Annotated in this window: 23 protein-coding genes and 1 tRNA gene; 14 read left to right on the top strand and 10 right to left on the bottom strand. The window is 57.7% G+C overall.

Annotation, left to right across the window (positions count from 1 at the left end; translation table 11 throughout):
* Positions 1 to 3: 3 nt before the first annotated feature.
* A complete protein-coding gene (locus ACGK9W_RS07670; protein ID WP_405420162.1) occupies positions 4 to 1,011 on the top strand; it encodes an NAD-dependent epimerase in 1,008 nt (335 codons plus the stop codon).
* Between the two features lie 81 nt (positions 1,012 to 1,092).
* On the opposite strand, the gene ACGK9W_RS07665 is transcribed toward ACGK9W_RS07670, so the two are convergent.
* The 4 genes from ACGK9W_RS07665 to ACGK9W_RS07650 form a co-directional block, all read right to left on the bottom strand.
* A complete protein-coding gene (locus ACGK9W_RS07665) occupies positions 1,093 to 1,734 on the bottom strand; it encodes an RES family NAD+ phosphorylase (RefSeq protein WP_405420159.1) in 642 nt (213 codons plus the stop codon).
* Positions 1,735 to 1,761: 27 nt separating this feature from the next.
* On the bottom strand, positions 1,762 to 2,208 hold the full coding sequence (locus ACGK9W_RS07660) for an antitoxin Xre-like helix-turn-helix domain-containing protein (RefSeq protein ID WP_405420157.1): 447 nt from the start codon (positions 2,206 to 2,208) through the stop codon (positions 1,762 to 1,764).
* A 253-nt stretch (positions 2,209 to 2,461) separates the two neighbouring features.
* Positions 2,462 to 2,538: transfer RNA gene (locus tag ACGK9W_RS07655), tRNA-Val, on the bottom strand.
* A 55-nt stretch (positions 2,539 to 2,593) separates the two neighbouring features.
* Positions 2,594 to 3,544 (bottom strand): DMT family transporter, encoded by a 951-nt coding sequence (locus tag ACGK9W_RS07650; protein WP_405420154.1) that lies wholly within the window; start codon positions 3,542 to 3,544, stop codon positions 2,594 to 2,596.
* A gap of 138 nt (positions 3,545 to 3,682) precedes the next feature.
* Between ACGK9W_RS07650 and ACGK9W_RS07645 the strand changes: the two genes are divergently transcribed.
* Genes ACGK9W_RS07645 through ACGK9W_RS07635 form a run of 3 tightly spaced genes read left to right on the top strand, consistent with a single transcriptional unit; the run spans position 3,683 to position 5,470 of the window.
* Positions 3,683 to 3,928 carry a MerR family DNA-binding transcriptional regulator gene (locus ACGK9W_RS07645; protein WP_405420152.1) on the top strand — a complete coding sequence of 82 codons (246 nt, stop codon included), beginning with the start codon at positions 3,683 to 3,685 and terminating at the stop codon, positions 3,926 to 3,928.
* Between the two features lie 9 nt (positions 3,929 to 3,937).
* Entirely contained in the window at positions 3,938 to 4,264 is a 327-nt protein-coding gene (locus ACGK9W_RS07640; RefSeq protein ID WP_405420989.1) for a recombinase family protein, read from the top strand.
* Positions 4,265 to 4,294: 30 nt separating this feature from the next.
* A complete protein-coding gene (locus ACGK9W_RS07635) occupies positions 4,295 to 5,470 on the top strand; it encodes an RNA-guided endonuclease InsQ/TnpB family protein (RefSeq protein ID WP_405420149.1) in 1,176 nt (391 codons plus the stop codon).
* A gap of 141 nt (positions 5,471 to 5,611) precedes the next feature.
* Here ACGK9W_RS07635 and ACGK9W_RS07630 read toward each other — a convergent pair whose 3' ends face one another.
* The 4 genes from ACGK9W_RS07630 to ACGK9W_RS07615 form a co-directional block, all read right to left on the bottom strand.
* Positions 5,612 to 6,700, bottom strand: a complete 1,089-nt coding sequence (locus tag ACGK9W_RS07630) for a hypothetical protein (RefSeq protein WP_405420146.1) — start codon at positions 6,698 to 6,700, stop codon at positions 5,612 to 5,614.
* A gap of 102 nt (positions 6,701 to 6,802) precedes the next feature.
* Entirely contained in the window at positions 6,803 to 7,873 is a 1,071-nt protein-coding gene (locus ACGK9W_RS07625; protein WP_405420143.1) for a hypothetical protein, read from the bottom strand.
* 144 nt (positions 7,874 to 8,017) lie between these two features.
* The gene (locus tag ACGK9W_RS07620; protein WP_405420140.1) at positions 8,018 to 8,635 is read right to left on the bottom strand and encodes a YceI family protein; all 618 of its coding nucleotides are present in this window, start codon (positions 8,633 to 8,635) and stop codon (positions 8,018 to 8,020) included.
* Positions 8,622 to 9,356, bottom strand: a complete 735-nt coding sequence (locus ACGK9W_RS07615; protein WP_405420137.1) for a CDP-alcohol phosphatidyltransferase family protein — start codon at positions 9,354 to 9,356, stop codon at positions 8,622 to 8,624. The genes ACGK9W_RS07620 and ACGK9W_RS07615 overlap by 14 nt, the downstream gene beginning before the upstream one ends.
* Positions 9,357 to 9,588: 232 nt before the next feature.
* Between ACGK9W_RS07615 and ACGK9W_RS07610 the strand changes: the two genes are divergently transcribed.
* The 4 genes from ACGK9W_RS07610 to ACGK9W_RS07595 are packed head-to-tail and all read left to right on the top strand — an operon-like array spanning position 9,589 to position 13,877.
* Positions 9,589 to 10,596, top strand: coding sequence for a zinc-binding alcohol dehydrogenase (locus ACGK9W_RS07610; RefSeq protein ID WP_405420986.1), 1,008 nt, complete (start codon positions 9,589 to 9,591; stop codon positions 10,594 to 10,596).
* Positions 10,597 to 10,625: 29 nt separating this feature from the next.
* Positions 10,626 to 11,024, top strand: a complete 399-nt coding sequence (locus tag ACGK9W_RS07605; protein ID WP_053112153.1) for a 6-carboxytetrahydropterin synthase — start codon at positions 10,626 to 10,628, stop codon at positions 11,022 to 11,024.
* Positions 11,011 to 12,951: a glycosyltransferase gene (locus ACGK9W_RS07600; protein WP_053112151.1), complete on the top strand. Its 1,941-nt coding sequence runs from the start codon at positions 11,011 to 11,013 to the stop codon at positions 12,949 to 12,951. The genes ACGK9W_RS07605 and ACGK9W_RS07600 overlap by 14 nt, the downstream gene beginning before the upstream one ends.
* Positions 12,948 to 13,877, top strand: coding sequence for a lysylphosphatidylglycerol synthase transmembrane domain-containing protein (locus tag ACGK9W_RS07595; RefSeq protein WP_405420133.1), 930 nt, complete (start codon positions 12,948 to 12,950; stop codon positions 13,875 to 13,877). The genes ACGK9W_RS07600 and ACGK9W_RS07595 overlap by 4 nt, the downstream gene beginning before the upstream one ends.
* A gap of 61 nt (positions 13,878 to 13,938) precedes the next feature.
* Here the strand turns inward: ACGK9W_RS07595 and ACGK9W_RS07590 are convergent, their stop codons facing one another.
* Positions 13,939 to 14,808, bottom strand: a complete 870-nt coding sequence (locus ACGK9W_RS07590) for a RibD family protein (protein ID WP_405420130.1) — start codon at positions 14,806 to 14,808, stop codon at positions 13,939 to 13,941.
* 141 nt (positions 14,809 to 14,949) lie between these two features.
* Between ACGK9W_RS07590 and ACGK9W_RS07585 the strand changes: the two genes are divergently transcribed.
* Positions 14,950 to 15,186, top strand: a complete 237-nt coding sequence (locus tag ACGK9W_RS07585; RefSeq protein ID WP_053112146.1) for a hypothetical protein — start codon at positions 14,950 to 14,952, stop codon at positions 15,184 to 15,186.
* Positions 15,187 to 15,202: 16 nt separating this feature from the next.
* Here ACGK9W_RS07585 and galU read toward each other — a convergent pair whose 3' ends face one another.
* Positions 15,203 to 16,039 (bottom strand): UTP--glucose-1-phosphate uridylyltransferase GalU, encoded by an 837-nt coding sequence (gene galU / locus ACGK9W_RS07580; RefSeq protein ID WP_405420127.1) that lies wholly within the window; start codon positions 16,037 to 16,039, stop codon positions 15,203 to 15,205.
* Positions 16,040 to 16,303: 264 nt separating this feature from the next.
* On the opposite strand from galU, the gene ACGK9W_RS07575 reads away from it, so the two are divergent.
* From ACGK9W_RS07575 to prpC, 5 genes are all read left to right on the top strand, one after another.
* A complete protein-coding gene (locus ACGK9W_RS07575; RefSeq protein ID WP_405420124.1) occupies positions 16,304 to 17,416 on the top strand; it encodes a ShlB/FhaC/HecB family hemolysin secretion/activation protein in 1,113 nt (370 codons plus the stop codon).
* Positions 17,417 to 17,519: 103 nt separating this feature from the next.
* Positions 17,520 to 19,106, top strand: a complete 1,587-nt coding sequence (locus ACGK9W_RS07570) for a glucan biosynthesis protein (RefSeq protein ID WP_405420121.1) — start codon at positions 17,520 to 17,522, stop codon at positions 19,104 to 19,106.
* 111 nt (positions 19,107 to 19,217) lie between these two features.
* On the top strand, positions 19,218 to 19,898 hold the full coding sequence (locus tag ACGK9W_RS07565) for a GntR family transcriptional regulator (RefSeq protein ID WP_008171945.1): 681 nt from the start codon (positions 19,218 to 19,220) through the stop codon (positions 19,896 to 19,898).
* Positions 19,899 to 19,915: 17 nt separating this feature from the next.
* Positions 19,916 to 20,803, top strand: a complete 888-nt coding sequence (gene prpB / locus ACGK9W_RS07560; RefSeq protein ID WP_405420118.1) for a methylisocitrate lyase — start codon at positions 19,916 to 19,918, stop codon at positions 20,801 to 20,803.
* 188 nt (positions 20,804 to 20,991) lie between these two features.
* Positions 20,992 to 22,122: a 2-methylcitrate synthase gene (gene prpC / locus ACGK9W_RS07555; protein ID WP_273073056.1), complete on the top strand. Its 1,131-nt coding sequence runs from the start codon at positions 20,992 to 20,994 to the stop codon at positions 22,120 to 22,122.
* Positions 22,123 to 22,182: the final 60 nt, after the last annotated feature.

The following is a 22,182-nucleotide window of genomic DNA, read 5'->3' as shown; positions in this document are numbered from 1 at the left end:
CACTTGAAGATTCTTGTAACCGGCACGGCCGGGTTTATCGGTTCACACCTGGCACATCGCCTGCTCGATCGGGGCGATGAAGTCATTGGCGTGGATAACGTCAACGATTACTACGATGTGAACCTGAAGGAAGCGCGACTGGAGCGCCTCACTGGCAAGGCTGGCTTTACCGAGGTCCGCGAGGATGTGGCTGACCGGGCCGCCATGGAAGCGCTTTTCGCCGAGCACAAGCCTGAACGGGTCGTGCATCTGGCGGCCCAGGCGGGTGTGCGGTATTCCATCGAGAATCCCCACGCCTATGTGGATGCCAACCTTGTCGGATTCATGAATATCCTCGAAGGCTGCCGGCACAACAAGGTGAAGCACCTGGTGTACGCATCCAGCAGCTCGGTCTACGGGGCCAACGAGTCCATGCCGTTCTCGGTACACGACAACGTGGATCATCCGCTGAGTCTCTATGCGGCCTCCAAGAAGGCCAACGAGCTCATGGCCCACACGTACAGTCATCTCTATAACCTGCCGACCACTGGTCTGCGGTTTTTTACTGTCTATGGTCCCTGGGGCCGACCGGATATGGCGTTGTTTATCTTCACCAAGAAGATACTTGCCGGTGACCCCATCGACGTTTTCAATCACGGCCACCATCGTCGGGATTTCACCTACATCGACGACATTGTGGAAGGCGTGATTCGCACCCTGGATCATGTGGCCGAGCCCAACGATCAGTGGAGCGGTGCAACTCCGGACCCCGGCACCAGCAAGGCGCCATACCGGTTGTATAACATCGGAAGTAACAACCCGGTTGAGCTGTCCCGGTTCATCGAGATTATTGAGGAACGGGTAGGCAAGAAAGCGGAGAAAAACCTGCTTCCGTTGCAGCCCGGCGATGTTCCCGCCACCTACGCCAATGTCGATGATCTGATCGACGACGTAGGCTACAAGCCGGCCACTCCCGTAGAGGAGGGGATTGCCCGATTTGTAGACTGGTATCGGGACTTTTACAACGTATGAATCAAGGGCCAGCAACTGCTGGCCCTTTTACGCTCCTTAGGTCGCGTTTGAGCTTGATCGGGGAGTCCCAGGGTTACCCGCCTAAAGTGGCCTGAACTCCTCAAGCCGGGCGTACTTGGTAAACCGTTGGCCATCCCAGTAGAGCGTATAGTGGCCAGCCTGAACAACGGGTGTCGTTGCCGGTGGTCGGAACAGGGCAATGGCTTCTGCCCCCGGGTTGCGGACCGAGTTAAACAGAACCCCGAATTCATCAGCATTCAGAAGATCCGCGGCGACCTTCTGCCCGGGTTCATAGTTGGTTGCATGCATGTATTGGTGCTGGTTCCGAAGGTCCACCAGTGGTTTAGCCACGTGGCCACTGTAGCAACGGACCACTGCTGAAAAATCGTTCTCAACACCAAAGCCCCGCCATACATTGCCGGCATGGTAGACCCATTCCCGGAGTGCAGTTTCAACGGAATCGCCCGCATAGTAAGCCCCGCGGTTTCTGGTATTGAAACGCCCCTCAGCGGGGTAGCAGAAGGACGCCATGACTGGACTCCAGCCGGGGCCGGCCCGGAAGTCTGCTTTGTCGACGTAACGGGGCCAATGCGCAATGCGGTCGCTGGTGGCGGCCTCCAGCTCCGCAAGAAGCATGGAATCAGGGCTTTCAAAGCAGTCGATCGGAGGGTGCTTGCTATGGATGACCCGGTGATGCTTCCATTCAGGCTTTACACGATTCAACTCAGACTCCCTGTCGTTTCGATATTCTCATCCGCGCATCGCGTCGAGGTTCCGGCGAACGTAATAGAGCGCATCCATGGAACCTTGCTCAAGCAGGTAGTCGCGGATCGATGTTCCCTGCAGGCCCATTAGCTCGATTGGTGTCTGGAACCACTCATAGGCCAGTTGCTCATGTCCGGCCGGCGTAAGCAATGTCAGGGCCTTGTGAATGCCCAGGAGCAGGCTGATTCGATCCATGGTATCCCGTGAGACTTCCACTTCATTTCCACGATTGGCCCGCTGCCGCCAATCTGTAAGCGTCCTGCGGCGAATGCCACCAAGAAGGATTCCCAGTTGATCCATCGTCAGCCCCCAGTGCTCCCGGTGTTCGAATAACCAGCGAAGTCCGGCTGTGCTATGGGTAGCCGTCAGTCCACGCCCGGCATTTGTGGGCGGGGTAATGTCCAATGGCTGATGGTGCTTCAAGCCAAGCATGGCTGCCTCTCCTGGGCCCTCAATATCTATAGGCCCATCACAGAATGTGTCAGTAAAAGTATAGGCTCTTCCCTGGCGATGCGCAATATTGCCTATTTCGAACCACGGTGAGCGCAAACGCTCACAAGCGTACAGATGTATTTCTGGCTGTGCCGGATGACGATCACAGGTAACGGAGGCAGAAGGGAAATTGCGGGCACAAAAAAAGCCAGTTCTTACAGTGGATGTAAGTAACTGACTTTCTTCGCAGGAGTGGTAGGACCACCCAGATTCGAACTGGGGACCTCTACCATGTCAAGGTAGCGCTCTAACCAACTGAGCTATGGTCCTGTGTCCTGCAACGGGGACGAAATATACTGATTCGGCCGAGGCTGGTCAACCTCTTTTATGCGGTTTTCCGCTTGCGGAGTTTTTCCTTGATGACTTTGCTCAGAACCGCCCAGCGGTTGACGATCAACGCTGCGAAGATGAGGCCGCAGCCGGCCAGCTGAATGCTGGTCATTGTCTCGCCAAACCAGCCTGCAGCGAACAGGGCGACCCACACCGGCTCCAGTACCAGAATCACGACGCCATGGCTGTTTGCAGACAGGCTCTGGGCCAGGGTCTGAAGCAGGAAGCGGCCTGCCGTGCCAATGACGGCACTGGCAATCACCCACCAGACCAGAATTGGCGAAGGGTTATTCAGGGTAGGTAGCCAGGGCTCCATAATCATGGACTCGATCAGAGTCAGCATGCCGACCGTGAGCAGAGCAATGGCTGTCAGGGGCAGGGCGGGTACCCGATGCTTTTCCACGGTCTTGCCCAGCCGGTTAATCACCGTTCTCTGGTTAGCTGCACGGGTATTGAGATTGAAATACAGGGCGAAGATCGTCGCTGCCATAACAAAGAAAATCTGGCCTGCTTCAGGGCGAAATCCGTTTTCAAGGGATAGCAGAGCGAGCCCGGCAACGGCAATCGGAATGGCCAGCCATGTGCTCGCCGGTTGGGCCTCCTTGAATACCAACCGTGCAATAATGGGAACAATCACAACGCCCAGGCTGGTCAGGAAGGCTCCCTCGCCGAGGCTCGTTATATGAACCAGCCCCATCACCCAGCAGGTCATGGCCGTGCCGAACACCAGGCCGACACCCACACTTCGACGAAGCTGATCCACGCTCAGCTTCATCAGCGAGCGGCGGGCGAAAAAGGCGAGCACCGTGCCGGCAATCAGAAACCGGGCAGCCATGAACATCAGCGGAGGCATCAGCAGCACCGCTTCTTTGGAGAACATCCAGCTGATGGCCGCAAACAGGGTGACAACAACCAGTAAAAGATCGGATTTGTGGGTGTCAGACATCGGATATCGCTTGCCGGCAGTGGGTGAATCAAACGGGAAGGCGAACCAATGTATAGTTTGCGAACTAAAAAGAAAAGATGGGTTTCTAGCTAGCTGGGGAAAACTTGACTAAACCTGATCATTTGGAGGTTTTGTACAATGAAGAAGGTCAGCCATGCACCACTCTCCATCGGCCAGTTCGCTTCAGGTTCAGGCGTCTCAGTGGTCACAATCCGGCGTTGGTGTCGGGCCGGGAAAATGAGTGAGGCTTTCAGATCGGCTGGCGGACATCGCCGATTCTCAACAGGACAATTACGGGAACTGCTGAATTTGATCGAACAGCAGAACAGTGTCCAATATGCTTGGGTGTCTTCGCACGATCAAAAGAGCGATCTGGTCACATAGGCTAATCGACTGGCAGGCGTTTCAGATCGAGTCATTGAGGATCTGGGCTCGGGGTCGAGCTGCAAGAAGCCTGGGCTGCGAAACCTTATAACTGCGGTGCTGAACCACGAAGTCTCGACGTTGTATATGACGCACACCGACCGATTGGTTCGATTCGGCCATGAGCTGAGCTTCCAGGTTTGCGGGTGGGCCGGGACGGATATGGTTGTGCTGGACGACGAAAAGGAGATCGCGTTCGAGCAGGAGCTCTGCCAGGATGTGCTGACACTCATGGCCGTGTTTTCGGCTCGACTGTATGGCAAGCGATCTCACAAGAATCGGAAACTTGCTGCTTGATACTGTAAGGATAAACAGTATTATTAGGATATGGATGTTGCCTTCAAAACCCAACTGCTGCCCAATAACAAGCAGCGCACCTACTTCGCCAAAGCCAGCGGGATCTCACGATTCACTTGGAACTGGGCGCTGGCGGAATGGGATCGGCAATACACCATGCACAAAAACGGAAACGGGGATCGCCCTTCGGGTATGGCGCTCAAGCGCCAGTTCAATGCTCTGAAGAAGTCGGAGTTTCCGTGGGTGTACGAAGTGACCAAGTACGCCAGCCAACAGCCATTCATTGCTCTCCAACGCGCCTTCTCCGACTGGATGAAGGATCTCAAATCCTCTAAACCGCAACATCTGAAGAAGCGCCGCCCGCGCTTCAAGAAGAAAGGAAAGGCAACGGATACGTTCTACGTTGGCGGAGATCAGGTGAAAGTGGATGGTCGCCGGGTCAAGTTGCCGAACCAGGGCTGGGTTCGCCTGGCTGAACCCATCAAGTACGGCGGTCACATCAACAACATGACGATCAGCCGCCAGGCTGATAAATGGTTTGTTTCCTTCTCGATGAAAGTAGAGGTTTGCTCGCTCCCAAGCAAAAGCCAAGCGCGGTGTGGTGTGGATCTCGGCATTAAATCACTGGCAACGATCTCTCAGGGAGACATCCGGGAATGGAAGTCTCCTAAGCCCCTGCAGGAAGCGCTTAGAAAATTGGCCCGGTACCAACGACGACTGATGAAAAAGGTCAAAGGCAGTGCCGGGTATCGCAAACTGAAAACCCGCATTGCCCGGCTTCACAAGCGAATCGCTGACATTCGGGCAAACACGTTGCATCAGCTTTCCTGCTACCTATCCACACACTTCTCTGAAGTGGTGATTGAAGATCTCAACGTCAGAGGCATGATGGCGAACGGGAAGCTGGCCCGGCATATCGCCGATGTCGGCCTCTATGAGTTCCGCCGCCAGATGACCTACAAAATGGATTGGCGAGGTGGTGTTCTGACGGTAGCAGATCGTTGGTATCCATCGAGCAAGCTCTGCTCGGGGTGCGGAAGTCGCAAACCGGATCTGACGCTGGCGGATCGCACCTATCATTGCGAAGCCTGTGGCCACAAAGAGTGCCGCGACTTCAATGCCAGCAAGAATCTGGAAAAGTTTAGTACGGCTCGTTCAGCCGGAATCTACGCTGCCGGAGATGACGGCTCTGCCTTGGCTGCATAGCACCAGGCAACCAGCATCGTTGAACGCAGAAGTGAGCTTCAGGCCTGATGATCGGGTTTGAATAGGTCTCTCAGAACGGTAGAACTACCGAGGTGAGAAGTGGCTCTTCCCTGAGCCTTTCGTTTGCCTCCTCAGATGCGGTTAATTATTCAGGGTGGTGTAAACCAGATTGGACATATCCGTCTGGTCCGAACCGGGCACTTCAATGTACCGGTCACCGGAACCCCACCACTGCCACCATGCGCGCTTGTTATAGGTGCGGCTGGCGAAATCCACCTGCAAACCGTTGAGGGTGGTGTTGTTGACTACCGGTACGGAGATGTTGCCCGTCTCGGAGCCCAGCACACCGCTGTGGGTGACGCCCTCATTCATCAGCACCGGGTAGTGGTTGTAGTACAGAGCGCCCGGTCCATTCTGGCTCGTTACCTTGCCCGCCAGGCTGATGCTGGAGGAACAGGAATCAATCCCGGTGGCGGAGGTTGCACCGCAAGCCGAATGGGTGGGTACCACGCCATCGTCGGTGCCGGCGATGAACGGTTTGGTGATACCGCCATAGGAGGAGCCGCCGGCCACGAAGCGTAGCCTGGGGATTGAATTCGGGCTTACCGCCAGGTTGCGCGCTGCGTTGGTCTGCAGGTCATTTACCACGCCCAGCTTGCCGGGCTCCGGCTCTATGCCGGTGAAGGCTTCGACGGCCGCCCTGAGTGGCCAGTTGTACCAGCTGTCGTTGTAGGCAAGACTCAAGGCCAGGTTGGCCAGTTCCGTGCCGCCCCCGGCGCCGGAGTAATCCAGGGCTACCAGGATCTTCAGCGGTTGAAGGCCCTCAGACTGTAGCCACCGAGCCTGGTTTTCCAGCAGATAGCGGGTAACCAGATCACCGGTGGAGTGGGAGACGACGATGCAGTAGTCATTGCACAGCCCTTGCTGACTGATCTGCCGCATCTGTTCATAGGCCTGCTGGGCAATGCCACCTTCAACGCGTCCGTCACTGCCCCAGTCGATACGGGCTTCGGCACGGGAGAGCCAGAAGGTGCGCCAGTAGTCCTCACCGGCACTCTTCACTTCCTGAAGGTTGGCGGGAGGGTTGGCCAGGTCTTCCTGCTGGAAACCGTGTACCAGGATCACATTGTGCCCGGCCAGCTGGGCCTGGGCGGTGCCGGCAAAGAGGCTGCCGGTGATAGCGACCGCCAGAGCGGTCTTACAGGCACTTCCGATCTTTGTTGTTTTCATAGTTGCTCCGTCTTTGCTGAATTATTGTTGTCACAAGACGTTTCTCCGCCATCTGTGGCGGTACAGCCCGGCGTCAGCCGGCGCAGAGCTTACACTCTGCCATCAGAACTTGTCGGCAAGCTGCCGGAGCAGCGCCGCCCGTTGTTCCGATTCGGGGTTCACCGCCGGCGTATCGGTAAGACTGTCGAGGTCCGGCGGTGTAAATGCGTAGCCCTCGTCGGGGCCGAACGCGTAGTTGGTTCTGTCGCCTGGCCTGGCGGGAAGCTGGCGAATCTGCAGGTTCTTCAGCTGAAGTTGACCGTCCACATTCTGGTTCGCCAATACCGTGCCGTGAGCCTTCAGGTTGATGGTGTCCGAAGTGCTGTCCAGCCGTTTCTCCATCCGCAGCTGGGCAACCGGACGCTGTCCGACGTAGAGCTGAGCCGAGAGCGCGTAAAAGCCGGGATCTTCCGGTGAGAACCGAACGGGGATGATCAGATTGTTGTTGCTGATGCGGGCATCGCCCAGTCCTTCAAAGTCCCCCAAATAGGGTTCAATGGTCAGCGTTGACGCATGGCGAACCGGTTTGCCGTCAAGCCGGGCTTCGACGATCAGGCGGTATTCCCCCGGTGATTCGTCGGCGGACAGAACGCCCTCGAAATAACCCGGCGAACCGGCTTCCTCAAGTGTGGTGCTGGCGACTGCATCTCGACTTTCAGGTCTTTCGAGGGTTGCAGAAAGAGAGCGGTCAACCACCTGAGGTCCCTGGATGGCCGAAGCAACAAGGATCTGTTCGCCCTCTGTAAACCGGTACTTTTCAAGCGTGACCGTGAATTGCCCGTTTCCCTCCAGCGGCAGGCTGACCGGCTCGTAGTGATTGCCACGATAGGCGCTGGCCTGTTCCGGGCTGAGAGGCACCGACCAGGCAGGATACCGGGTGGATTCGGCGTACTGGTCGGCAACGCTGGCCAGCATGAAGCCAAGGGCGTTGTCCGATGGCGGCTCGGGTCGCTGTGTGGGGGCGTCGGGCGGTTGGTTTTCCGGCGGTGTGTTCTGAACGAAAGCAGATTGATCTTTGCCGGCCAGCTCGGTGAGCCAACTGAATTGGGTGTGGTTGTCGGCGGAAAGCAGATAGCCGGTGCCAACCACACCGGCGGTTACCATTGTGAGCAGTAAAGCTGCCTTACCGGGCATGCGGCAGGTCCCTTGTTTATTGTTGTAGCTCTAAACATAACGGGATTTACGCCGCAGCCCAAAAAACCGGCCTGTTTATGTAACAGAATGTGTCCGTGTTGTGCGCCGGGTCACATTCCAGTTGCCCGACACACCCGTCAGAAATCAGAGCCAGCCGGACTCCCGAATGGCTTCGAACCCGAAGTGCAGTTTCACTTCATCGCCGACCATCGCCTGATCAAGGCCGTAGGTCATACCCCATTCACTGCGTTTCAGTGTGGTGGAAGCGCTGATGCCAAGGGTGTATTCCTCGTGACCGAAGGGATAAACATCAGCCTTGTTGAGGGTCACGTCCAGTACCACGGGCTTGGTCTGGCCAAGCAGCTCCAGATCCCCTGTTACCTTGCCGGTGTTCTCGCCGGTGGTTTCAAAGTCGGTAATGGTAAAGGTGATCTCCGGATGCTCTTCGCTGTCGAGGAAGTCTTCATTGCGAACGTGTTCGTCGCGCTTTTTGTGGTTGGTAAACACGCTGTCACTCTGGAACACCAGTTTGCCGGATTTGAGTTCCCTGGCTTCCTCGTCGTAAACGAACTCACCCTCGACTTCCCGAAACATACCCATCACCGGTGCATACCCGATGTGCATGATCTCGAAGAACATCGAGAAGTGTTCGTCGTCGACGACAAAGTTTCGGGGCTCGGCCATGGCTGCCGGGCTCAAGGCGAGGGCCGCAGGCAGGGCAATGGCGGAGCGGGTAAGGGATTTCCGGTTAATGAACATCATGGTGATGTCTCCTCTGATAAAGCCAGTGAATATCCACGAAAAACGACCACACAAGCAACGCAAGGGCGGTTGCAAGGGTGGTGCTGGCAAACAGCGTATTGATTGGCGGCAGCACCGCCACAAGCAGGGTAACAATCTGCCACACGCAAACCGTCTTACGTCTGAAGCTGTCCGGCAGTGGCCCATTCAGCCAATCGGCGAAGTGGCTGGCAGCAACAAAGGCGTAGCGAATAAGGCCAAGGGCCAGCACCCAAATGCCCGCCTTGCCCAGTGCCAGAACGGCGATACTGAGCCCGAGGATGAATAGGGCATCCAGCTCCATGTCGAACCGGGCGCCAAAGTCACTCTCCGATGCTGTCGCTCTGGCAACCTTGCCGTCAACTCCATCCAGGATCAGCGCCAGCAATGCCATCCAGCCGTACAACCAGAGGCTGTCAGTCAGGTGCCCGGCGAATGGGGCCAGGGCCACCAGGACAATTACCAGGCAGCCCCTCAGAAGGGTTGCCCGGTTGGCCCAGCCGAAGTCCCGGGTTTCGGGCGAAGACCAGACAACCAGGCCACAAACGCCCAGGTACAGTGCGGCTGCCAGCAAATAGAAAAGATCGGGCGGAGTGGTGAGCCAGCCTGTGGCCAGGCATAGCAAGACAACAAGACCAAAACCCCAGGCGAGGTCCAGCGGGAGGGGAACCCTGTGTGAGGCTGAATGGCCGTTAGAATCCATCACTGAACTCCAGCGTATAGGTTTGCAGGCATCAAACATCCCGGATGCGCTGTACACTGACTATAATTGATATGTCTGAGTGTGCTTACGAGCATTGACCGCGTTCAGACCTGAAGGTTCAGCCCTGGAAGGGCGACGACAAAAGCCGCTGAGAACACTGCCAAGAAAGGAGCTCCCATTGCAACGCGATCCTGAAGTGCAACGCGATCCTGAAGTGCAACCCGATCCTGAAGTGCAACGTGCCCCTGACACTCCCAGCACCGAGACAATGGCCCGGGCCTGGTGGGTAACCGGCGCCGGCAAGGGCGAGATTCAGGAAACGCCGTTGGCGGATCCCGGGGTTGAAAAGCAAGTAGAGCTGGTCACTGTCCAGGCCCTTTATTCAGGCATCAGCCGGGGTACCGAATCACTGGTTTTCCATGGCCGGGTCCCGGGAACTGAATACACCGCAATGCGGGCACCCTTCCAGGCGGGGGATTTTCCCTGGCCGGTGAAGTACGGCTATGCCAACGTCGGCAAGGTGACTGAAGGGCCTGAAGACCTGCTGGGGCAAACGGTGTTTTGCCTTTACCCGCACCAGAATCGCTATCGGGTGCCGGCGTCGGCGGTAACGCCTTTGCCGAAAGGCCTTCCCGCTAAGCGAGCAATTCTTGCCGCCAATATGGAAACCGCAGTCAACGGCCTCTGGGATGGCGCACCAGCGGTCGGTGACCGCATTGCCGTGGTTGGTCTCGGTGTGGTCGGCCTGCTGGTCGCCTGGCTCGCCAGTCGCATCCCGGGAACCCGCGTCACCGCGATCGACACGAATCCAGAGAGGCAGGCCGTTGCCGAACAACTGGGGCTAACCTTTAGCAGCGGATCCGGCGCCGATGATCACGATATGGTGATTCATGCCAGTGGCCACCCATCGGGCCTGGAAACGGCTCTGGGGCTGGCTGGCCAGGAGGCTACCATTGTTGAAATGAGCTGGTACGGGGATCAGCTGGTACCTGCACCACTGGGTGCCGCATTCCATCCGCGGCGTATGACCCTGAAATCCAGCCAGGTGGGCCAGATTGTGCCCTCCCGCGTCCCACGTTGGGACTATCGCAAACGCCTGGCGCTGGCGTTGGAACTGCTCCAGGACGATACGCTGGATGCGCTGATTACCGGCGAGTGCCGGTTCGATGACCTGCCAAAATCCATGGCACGAATTCTCATTGATGGCCGGGACACTCTCTGCCATCGAGTTGTTTTCTGATAATCCAAACTACCCGCTAAGGAGAAACTATGTTCGGCTTGACGGTCCGGGACCATATGATGATTGCCCACAGCTTCAACGGAGAGATCTTTGGTCCGGCCCAAAAGGTCCATGGTGCCACCTACGTGGTGGATGTGACCTTTGAGCGTCACCAGCTGGATAAGGACGACCTGATCGTGGATATTGGTCTGGCCTCCGAGCTTCTAAATAACGTCCTCTCCGAATTCAACATGCAGAACCTGGACGAGCTGCCGGAACTGCGAGGCCGCAATACCACCACTGAATTCATGGCCAAAATGGTGTTCGACCGGATGGCGGCGGCCATTCACGGGGGCCGCTTGGGCGAGACGGGTAAAGGTATTGTCAGCCTGAAAGTCACCCTCTCTGAATCCCATATTGCCTGGGCCAGCTACCATGCCGGAATCTGACGCGCCGGAATCCGTCGAGTTTCTGGTGCCGGGCGATCCTCAGCAGAACACTGGCGGTTACCGGTATGTCCGCAAGTTGGTGGAGGCACTTTGCGAGGATGGTTGTATGGCCCGGGTAAGCGGTTTGCCCGGGCAGTTCCCGCGACCGGACAAGGTCGCCCGCAATGCGATGGATGAGAGGCTTGCGAGCTTCCCCGATGGCACTTCTGTAGTACTCGATGGTCTGGCCATGGGCGGCCTGCCGGAGATCGTCGAAAAACATTCCCGGCGTCTGAATCTGCTTGCCCTTGTGCATCACCCCCTTGCTGACGAGACGGGCATCAGCGAAGCCGACAGGCAGTGGTTTTTGGAGTCCGAGAAACGGGCCCTGGTTTTCGTGAAGGGTGTGATTACCACCAGCCAGCACACCGCCACCCGTCTGGCGGATTATGATGTGCCGGCCGAGGCCATTCGCGTAGCTGAGCCGGGCGTGGCCAGAGCCAATAACCCGAAAGCCCGCGTTGAGTCACCTGAAAAAAATGGACCCCGCATTCTGTGCGTCGCCCATCTGTCACCAAGAAAGGCCCAACACCAACTGGTGGAAGCGTTGGAACACATGAAGGCCCTCCCATGGCATTGCACGCTGGCGGGGTCTGACAGTCGTGATCCGGAATACAGCCAACAGGTGCGTCGGGCGATTACCGATGCCGGTCTTGAAGACAGGATTGAACTGGTCGGGGAAGTGGAAGAGTCCGGGCTTGCTGATCTCTACTGCCAGGCCGATTTCTTTGTACTGCCGTCGCTCTACGAGGGCTATGGCATGGTGATCGACGAGGCGCTGGCCGAGGGGCTGCCAGTCATTTCCTCTGATGGCGGCGCCCTTGCCAAAACCTCTGCGAGGCCGGGAGTGGCTCAGTATTGTGCCGGCGATGTTCGGGCCCTTGAGGCCCGGATCAGGAACTGGCTGGAACATCCGGATCAGTTAGAGCATTCCCGCAAACTGGCTGCCCGGGAATCCAGGCGGATTCGCTCATGGGCCGATACCGCCAGAGACGTGAGCGAAGCGTTGCGATACTTTCAGGGTTTGCCGTCCCACCTGCACCAGCATTCCGAATTTGCGAGCGACTGGCTGGCAGCCCGGGAGGCTGCAGATCACCGTGCACGCTCCAGGGAACTGACCGATGAGTTAAACCAGTGGCTGCTCAGCCAATACGAGAACCTGCCGCCCGAAAGCCATTGCCCGATGCAGATTGTCGACATTGGCACTGGCCGTGGTTCCAACGCTCTGTTCCTGGTGCCCCCCTTGCAGGTGCCGCAAACCTGGCTGGCCCTGGATCAGGACGCTGCGCTACTGCGCGAGGCCAAGCAGCGGGTCGATTTACTGGACGTTCCCTTTGAAACGCGCACCGTTCAGTTGTCCCCGGAAAACCTGGAGCAACATCTGCCTGCCGGCGTTGCCCTGATCACGGCATCAGCACTGATTGATCTTGTTTCAGAGCCCTGGCTGAAAGCGCTCAGCAAGGCGGCGGTGCGCCAAAAATCAGCGATGCTCATCGTACTTAGCTATGCGGGGCATTTTAAATTGTCCCCAGCTCATCCGGACGATGAGCTGCTTCGGAATCTGGTGAACCAGCACCAGCACGGCGACAAGGGCACCGGTGCGGCCCTCGGGCCTGAAGCCCCCATGGTTCTTAGAGACCTGCTCGCCCGGGAAGGGTACCGGGTCAAGTTGGCGGAATCCCCCTGGACGTTGAACCGTGGGGACCAGGTATTGGCCCGGATGCTGATGCAGGGATGGACCGACGCCGCCATCGAACAGTCGCCAACGGACCGTGATTGCCTTAACCGATGGCTGGAAACACGGGACCGTCAGTTGGTCGAGGGCAAACTGACGGTTGTCGTCCGGCATCTGGATTTGCTGGCCCTGCCACCCGGGGAGTTGCCTTGACGGAACTGCGCCAAAGACGGTTGCGACTGGCGGCCCGTTGGCTGTTCACAGTTCTGATCATCGGATTTGTTATCCGCTCCGTGGATGCCCGCGCGCTCTTCGAAGAGCTTGCCCGTGTTTCCCTCTACGTGCTGGTGCCCGCCTTGGCACTTACGGTTTTCCAGGTGGCGCTTTCTGCCTGGCGCTGGCGCTATACCGTGGAACGGCTTGGTCTGCCTCTGGCGTACCCTGTTGCGGTTCGTGAATATTATCTGGCCACGTTCCTGAATCAGGTCCTGCCGGGTGGCGTCCTCGGTGACGTAAACCGCGCCTGGCGCCATGGCAGCGGCGCTGGTGAACGTTTGTCTGCGGTTCACGGGGTGGCCATTGAGCGACTCTCCGGCCAGTTGGTACTGGGTCTGGTTGTCGCCCTCTCCGTTGGCTGGCTGGTCGGTTCCGGGCACCTCACTTTCGGCCCCTGGGATGGCGGGCAATGGCTGGTTATTGTCGCTGTCGTCGTTATTCTGGGCGCCTGGCTGGCAGTGAAAGCCGCAATCGCGAGTTACCTGCAGCGCCTTCGGCATGATCTGTATCTGTCGTTGCTGAATCGCACCGTATTGCCAGTCCAGCTTGGCTCTTCGCTACTGGTGTTGGCGAGCTATCTTGGGGTGTTTCTCTGCCTGGCCTGGGGAGCCGGTTATCTTGATAGCGTGGAATCTGTGGCCGTGATTGCCGGGTTGGGCAGTATTCTGCTGCTGAGCATGGTTATTCCATTGACCGTGGCCGGCTGGGGCATTCGCGAAGGTGCTGCGGCCGTGCTGTGGCCCATGGTTGGGCTACCGGCAGAGCAGGGGGTGGCGCTCAGCGTGGGATATGGGGCGCTGGTGCTGGTTTCGAGTTTGCCCGGTGTGGTTTTTTTGTTTGCCAGCAGGCTGGCAGCAAGGTGAACCCCGTTCTTCATTTTTCTCCCCCTCTCCCCCCGCGGGAGAGGGGCCAGGGGAGAGGGGGCTACTGCCTGGAAAAATCCAGATCAAACAACATATCGCTCCCAAGATTCACCAGTTGCGCCCGTGGCCGGAGGGCATCATCCAGAAAATCGATCTCCGGAAGGGAGAAGGCCGGCCGGCCGCTGCCGATGATCATGGGGGCGACCATTACGTGAAGCCGGTCCAGCAAGCCGGCGTTGAGGAACGAGGAAACGGTGACGCCGCCCCCTTCCACGAACACCTTTTTCAAACCCAAATCCGCCAGAACCTGAAGGATGAACTTTGGATCGACGGGGTCCTCGGCGTTCGCATCTCCAAGACAGGCGATCTCGCTAACACCGGAACCGATAGACGGATTCCTGCTTTTGTCATAGTGGCCCGCCACCAATCGCAGGGTAGGGGCTTCACCGTCGGTAAACAGGTGATGACTGTCCGGAACGCGATGATGACGGTCAATGACCACTCGTACCGGATTGCGCCCGCTGGTGCGACGCACGGTCAGGCGGGGATTGTCGGTGGAGGCAGTGCCGGCACCGACGATAACCGCATCGGATACCGCACGAATCCGATGGAGATGGGTAATGCCGTCGTCGCCATTGATGAAACGGGACCGGCCGGTCACTGTTGCAATCCGTCCGTCGAGGCTCTGGCCCAGTTGGCCGATGACTTTGGGGCTGCCATCTTCTGGAACTGGCCGACACAGGGGAAGGAACACCGAGAGCAGATCCTTCGCCTCGCCCGTGGCCGGCTGCATCAGGTGCCAGGCGCCGTGGCCATTGAGTTTTACTGCTTCTTTATCGGTTCCCGGCAACGGTAGTGTCACATTGCTGCGGTTAACTGCGCTAAGCACCAACTCCCATGCCGAGTCGATATCCAGGGTTCTTGCCGCCATAAATAGCCTGTTTGGTTGTTGCCATCTTCAGTATAGGCAGATTGTGTGCAAAGCTATATGTACGTTACATTTCCGGATTGATTCACTTCGCAGGGCATTATCGGGACAAGACTCCCGATTTGAATGACGAGGTAAATGGCCATGCAACATGCGCAACCCATTCAGCACTGGGAACCAGAGAAGCCTGAGGACCACGGGCAACTGGAACTTCCCGGTATTGCCCTGGACAAGAGTGATGAGCTGCTGGAGTCCCTGGCTGAGCTGGAGGAAGCGCTTGAGGAGGTCCAGCTGACCGGAGAAGAGATGGAACTGCTTCGCCGGTTCCGCAGGACGAGCGCGGAAAACCGGCGAATGATTCTTCAGATCCTGGGCAGCTGAACCCGCCCCGGATCCCTTACTTGCCTTTTCTGTAGATATTCTCGTAGACGTAGTTGGTGGCTTCCACAAAGCCATCAATGCTGCCGCAATCGAATCGACGCCCCTTGAACTGGTAAGCGAGTACGCAACCGTTCTTCGCCTGTTCGAGAAGGGCATCGGTAATCTGGACTTCACCGTTCTTGCCCGCCGGGGTCTTTTCAATAATGTCGAAAATATCTGGCGTAAGAATGTACCGCCCGATAATCGCCAGATTGCTCGGGGCATCTTCCGGGGCTGGCTTTTCCACCATATCGGTGATCCGGTAGAGACCATCTTTCATGGATTCACCGGCAATCACCCCGTACTTGTGGGTTTCGTCGGCCGGCACTTCTTCAATGGCAACAATGGAGCAGCGGAACTGGTTATAGAGCTTGACCATCTGCGCCAGTACGCCGTCTTCACCTTCGGGGCCAATGCAGAAGTCATCAGCCAGCACCACCGCAAAGGGACTGTCCCCCACAAGGTTGCGACCGGTCAGGATGGCGTGGCCGAGGCCTTTCATTTCATTCTGTCGGGTAAAGGCAAAGCTGTTGTGGTCGATCAGATCACGGATGGAGGTCAGCAGGTCTTCCTTGCCGGAACCGGCAATCTGGTGCTCAAGCTCGTAGCTGATGTCGAAATGGTCCTCAATGGCCCGCTTGCCCCGACCAGTCACAAAGCCGAATTCATGAATACCGGCTTCCGCGGCTTCTTCAACGCCGTATTGAACCAGGGGTTTGTTCACCACCGGCAGGATTTCCTTGGGCATCGCCTTGGTTGCCGGAAGAAAACGGGTGCCGTAGCCGGCGACGGGGAACAGGCATTTTCTGATCATATCATTCGTCCTTTGATGGTCGTTTTCATGCCCTGTGGGCTGCTCAACGCCTCTGCGTTGGCCTGTGCATAGTTGTTCTTTCACAAAGTGTGCCGAGTTTACCCAACTTATATGTCGAAATGCAGGGGGATGTGGAAAATTGTAAGTTTTAGCAAAGGGGTATGGCTTGAGGATTAACAATTTTTTAAAGTTCCGGGTGACGAATATTCATCTTCCGAGGCATCCGGTTTGCGACCTCTGTGTCTTTTAGCACTATTCTGGTGCGTGCCCGTTGGCGCTGCCTCGCTGCCAGAAGTGGTGTCGAGGCCTTTAACAACCATAGATCAGTATTCGGACAGAATCCTGCGATCTGTTTCCAGCTATTTTGCGCCGCGCCTTCAATTCTCCGGCAGTTCCAATCATGACACGGAACGGGCAAAGGGCCGGCTCAGTGTGTCCGGTAGCGATATCTTATGGTCTAGCCACGATCTGGCGCTGGATTTTCGGGATTCCGTGGCCCGGCGAGACGGGGGAGAGTCACAGTCGCTACGCTTTCGATATTCGCTCCCGCTTGCGGGCAGCAAAGTGAACATAATGGTCAACAATTCGGAGCATGCCGGGGTGGCAAACAATGCCGGTCTGCGACAGGATTCGCGCAGTGAATACCAGGGCCTGAAACTTTCTGCCAGCCGGAAGTTCTGGTCCTGGCGGGGAATCAAAGTAGACAGTGTTTTCAGTCATTCAACGGGCACGAAGCGCTCCTTTGAGGATTCGGAATGGGTTTCAGACTCATCCCACAGATTGTCCAGTTTCGGGTTGCGGTGCGCAGGCAAGCAGGAGCTGCCCGGCGGGTTTGTGGCGGGAACGGGTTTGACCGCGCTTGGTGGAACTGAGCACCACGAATCGGTGAGCCAAACAGCCCACTCCACTGAAAAAAGCCGGTTTCACAAACTTGCTGTGTCTGCCTCACTGTACCGCGAGTTTTATCGGTGGGACATGGAGGTGAATGGTCGTTACCAGTTCGCCCCCGAGGATCTTGCTTCGTCTGAGTACCTGCAGATTGCGGGTCCGTCCATGATGCGCGGATTCAATTGCCAATCGCTGTCGGTCTCCGAGGGCGGTTGGGTTCGCCTCGACGCGCGCAGCCCGGGGTATGTCATTCCTTTTATGGACGCAACCGTCTCCAACGTTATGGTCTCCGTTTTTCGGGGGTGGTCGCCGTCATCAGGAACCAACGAAGAAGATTTCGAAGCGAGCACAGGAGAAATCGTGTTGCAACTTCAGACGCCCGGTTTCGAAGCACGTATGAGTGTTGGTCGGATTCTGGATGTGTCCGGCCCAGGGATGGACAAACCATCCAGACCGGATGTCTCGCTCTCGATGTCTATGGCGATTTGATTCCCGACCCTGCCAATTTGCGCTAATTGCCTTTCCTCGTTCGTACATAGTCCACACGTTTTCTATATGGCACTCTTGAACTGGCAGAGGAGAGGCAAAGACGATGGACAGGCGGTCGCTAATCAAGGCTCTGGCTGCGCTCATGGGCACGAGTGGGCTGCCTTTGGCAGCCATAGTGAATGCAGCCGGGATTCAGCCGGTATCCAACGGCAGTTCTCGAGCATTCAACTATGCATGGCTCAAGGGGCGAGCCCGGAAACTGGCAACCGAGGCCTACGTTTCCCACAAAGGCGAGTTGCCCCAATCCCTGAAAAACCTCTCCTGGGATGATTACCAGGCCATTGCTTTTCGCGAAGACCAGGCGCTTTGGCGAAACGACAATAGCGCTTTCCAGATTCAGCTCTTCCACCTTGGGCTGTATTTTCAGCAACCCGTCAAAATCCACGAAGTCATTGATGGCCAGGCCAATGAACTGGCCTATCGACAGGATCTGTTCCGGTACAGCGGAGAGCAGCCTCTGGGCGATCTGCCGGAAGACCTTGGCTACGCTGGCTTTCGGGTTCACTACCACAACAACTTTGCCCTGGATCTGGCCGCCTTTCTCGGCGCCAGCTATTTCCGGGCGGTGGGCTCCGAAATGCAGTACGGCCTGTCAGCCAGGGGGCTGGCGATTGATACCGGCATGAATCGGGAGGAAGAGTTCCCTCGTTTCTCGGAGTTCTGGCTGGAGAAGCCGGCACCAGGCAGCCAGCTCCTCCGGGTATGGGCTCTGCTGGATTCTCCCAGCACCACCGGCGCCTACGCATTTGTGCTCGACCCGGGGCGCAATATGGTCATGGATGTCGATGTCGCGTTGTACCCCAGAACCGAGATCACCCGGGCAGGGATTGCGCCGCTGACCAGCATGTACCAGGTGGGTGAAAATGACGATCGCATGGGCTACGACTGGCGGCCGGAAATACACGATTCTGACGGCCTGGCCATACGCAACGGCAACGGCGAGTGGTTGTGGCGGCCATTGGTGAATCCCGCCAATCTCCGGTTCAACAGTTTCCAGGATAACAACCCGATCGGCTTTGGCCTGCTGCAGCGGGACAGGAATTTCGACCACTACCAGGACGACGGCGTGTTTTACGATCGCCGTCCCAGCCTCTGGGTGGAGCCCCGGGGAGACTGGGGGCGGGGCAGTGTTGATCTGGTGGAAATCCCCACCGTGGATGAAACCTTCGATAACATCGTCGCTTTCTGGCACCCGGAAGAACTCCTGCTGCCAGGCCGGGAGTACCTCTACAGCTACCGCCTGCACTGGGGTGAGCAAGCGCCGTTAAGGCCCTATGAGTTGGCCACAGTACAGGCAACCCGGACGGGGCTGGGCGGTGTCGTGGGCCAGAAGCGGACCTATTTTTCACGGCGCTTTGCCGTTGATTTCGCCGGGGGCGCGCTGGAGATGCTCGGCAAGGATGCGGATGTGGAGCCAGTTATCAGTGTGAGCAGGGGAGAGGTGGAAACCACGTCCGCCAGACCATTGTCTGCAATCGATGGCTACCGGGCCATGTTTGACCTGGTGCCGGACGACTCGGTTGAACCCATCAATATCCGCCTGTACCTCAGGCTGGGCGGCCAGGCGCTAACGGAAACCTGGCTTTATCAGTACACCCCGCCACCGGTTGCTAAACGACAGCTCTATTGATTGACTGCATCTATTGTAAACAATCTAAGGGTCAATTTAGCCAATATTGTTGACAATATGACCGCTCAGGCGTAACTTTGCTCAAAATAACCTGGGTTTTGTTGACAAACTATGTCTGAGTTACTGTCTCCTACCTACACCCGCGCCGACGAGGCTTTCGATTGTCTGCAAACGGCGATCGTGAAAGGCGAACTGGCCCCGGGCGAAAAAATCGGCGAACTGGAGCTGTGTTCCCGGTTCGATCTCACCCGCGGCCCGCTTCGGGAAGCACTGGGCCGCCTTGAGTCTCGCGGCCTTCTGGTGCGCCGACCCCATGCCGGCGTCAAGGTGGTTTCAGTCAGCGCCTCCGAGCTGATGGAGCTCTACCGCATACGCGAAGTCATGGAAGGGCTGGCCGCCCGCCAGGCAGCCGAGCGCATGACCGATCAGGAAATTGCCGATCTTCAGGCGACCCTCGATACCCACGAACGCATGATCGACGAAGCCCAGGGCCAGGCCTATTACCAGGCCGAAGGGGATTACGACTTTCACCACAGAATCGCCACCGGCAGCCGCAACACCAAACTTGCCCAGATGCTGTTGGGTGATCTTTATTACATGGTACGGATGTACCGTTACCGTCTCAGCACCTCCACCGGTCGCCCCCAGCGGGCTCTCGGTGAACACCGTCGTATCGTCGAAGCCATCGCCCAGCGCGACGGCGAACTCGCCGAATTTCTGATGAAACGCCATATCAACGCAGCAAGACAGAACATCGAGAAAAAGATCCAGGAAGGCGACATCTCCATTTAACGAAAGAGGCCAACACCATGTCCAACAAACTCAGCCCCGGCGCCCGTTTCCGCAAGGCGCTCAAAGAAAACCAGCCCCTGCAGATTGTCGGCACCATCAACGCCTATGCCGCTATGATGGCCGATAAAGTCGGCCACCAGGCCATCTACCTGTCCGGTGGCGGCGTCGCCAACGCCTCCTACGGCCTGCCGGATCTGGGCATGACCACCATGAACGACGTGGTCGAGGACGTTCGCCGTATTACCGCAGCTACCGACGTACCGCTGCTGGTCGACATTGACACCGGCTGGGGTGGTGCCTTCAACATCGCCCGCACCATCCGCGAGATGGAACGTGCCGGTGCTGCAGCTGTCCACATTGAGGACCAGGTTGCCCAGAAGCGCTGTGGTCATCGCCCGAACAAGGAAATCGTGTCCCAGGAGGAGATGGTCGACCGCATCAAGGCCGCCGTCGATGCCCGCGAAGACGAAGACTTCTTCATCATGGCCCGCACCGACGCCTTCCAGAAAGAAGGTCTCGAAGCCGCCATCGAGCGCGCCAAGGCCTGCATCGAAGCCGGCGCAGACGGCATCTTCGCTGAAGCGGTCACGGAGCTTGAGCACTACAAGGCCTTCTCGGAAGCCCTGGACGTGCCCATCCTGGCCAACATCACCGAGTTTGGTGCCACACCCTTGTACAACCGCAAGGAACTGGCCGAAGCCGGCGCCGACATGGTTCTGTACCCACTCAGCGCCTTCCGCGCCATGAACAAGGCCGCCCTGACTGTTTACCAGAACATTCTGGAGAAGGGCGACCAGAAAGACGTGGTTGATCTGATGCAGACCCGGATGGAACTTTACGATTTCCTGAACTATCACGATTTCGAGCAGAAGCTGGACCAGCTGTTCCAGCAGAGCAAAGGCTAACAGCATTTATCCCCTCTCCCCTAGCGGGAGAGGGCCAGGGAGAGGGGGTAGAGAAGCACTCCGCAGAATCGGAAGCTTCCCCTCTCCCCCGGCCCCTCTCCCGCACGGGGAGAGGGGAGTCACAAATATTCAGGATTGGCCCAAGGGGTAATCCGACACCCCAAACAAGATAACGATGGGAGACAACAATGGCTGAAGCAAAAAAACTAGGTGGCGCAGGCCTCCGTGGCCAGGTAGCTGGCGAAACCGCCCTGTGTACAGTGGGCAAAAGCGGCGCCGGCCTGACCTACCGCGGCTACGACATTGCCGATCTGGCTGAAAAAGCCCAGTTCGAAGAAATCGCTTACCTGCTGCTGCGCGGCAAACTGCCGAACCGTCAGGAGCTGGATGCCTACACCAAAAAACTCCAGAGCCTCCGTGGCCTGCCGGCTGCCCTGAAGACCGTGCTTGAGCAGATACCCAAAGACGCGCACCCGATGGATGTAATGCGTACCGGCTGCTCCATGCTGGGTAACCTTGAAACCGAAGAAGATTTCAGCGAGCAGGACGACAAGATCGACCGCATGCTGGCGGTGTTCCCGTCCATCATCACCTACTGGTACCGCTTCGCCCACGAAGGCGTTCGTATCGAAACCGAGAGCGACGTGGACTCCATCGGCGGCCATTTTCTGGAGCTGCTGCACGGCAAGAAACCCAGCGAACTGCACGAGCGCGTCATGAACGTGTCGCTGATCCTGTACGCAGAGCACGAATTCAACGCCTCCACCTTCACCGCCCGCGTGTGTGCCTCCACTTTGTCTGATATTCACAGCTGTGTGACCGGTGCCATCGGTTCGCTGCGCGGCCCTCTGCACGGCGGGGCCAACGAGGCGGCCATGGCCCTGATCCAGAAATTCAAGACGCCGGAAGAGGCCGAAGAGGGCCTGATGGGCATGCTGGAGCGCAAGGAAAAGATCATGGGCTTCGGCCACGCGATCTACAAAGAGTCCGACCCGCGCAACGCCATCATCAAGCAGTGGTCCAAGAAGCTGGCTGAGGAAGTGGGTGATACCGTGCTGTACCCGGTATCCGAGCGCTGCGAGGAAGTCATGTGGCGCGAGAAGAAGCTGTTCTGTAACGCCGACTTCTTCCACGCCTCGGCCTATCACTTCATGGGCATTCCGACCGAACTGTTCACCCCAATCTTCGTGATGTCCCGGGTATCCGGCTGGACTGCCCACGTGAAAGAACAGCGTGAGAACAACCGCATCATCCGCCCAAGCGCCGATTACACCGGCCCGGCGGATTCGAATTGGGTGCCGATCGACGAGCGGCCGTGATTTTTCACTCTCCTCTCCCCCCCGCGGGAGAGGGGCTGGGGGAGAGGGGGAGCGTGAACA

The sequence above is a fragment of the Marinobacter flavimaris genome (genome assembly GCF_045057155.1).
Classification (GTDB): domain Bacteria; phylum Pseudomonadota; class Gammaproteobacteria; order Pseudomonadales; family Oleiphilaceae; genus Marinobacter; species Marinobacter manganoxydans.
Note: the sequence above shows the minus strand (reverse complement) of the source record. Positions and strands in the feature narration are given on the sequence as shown.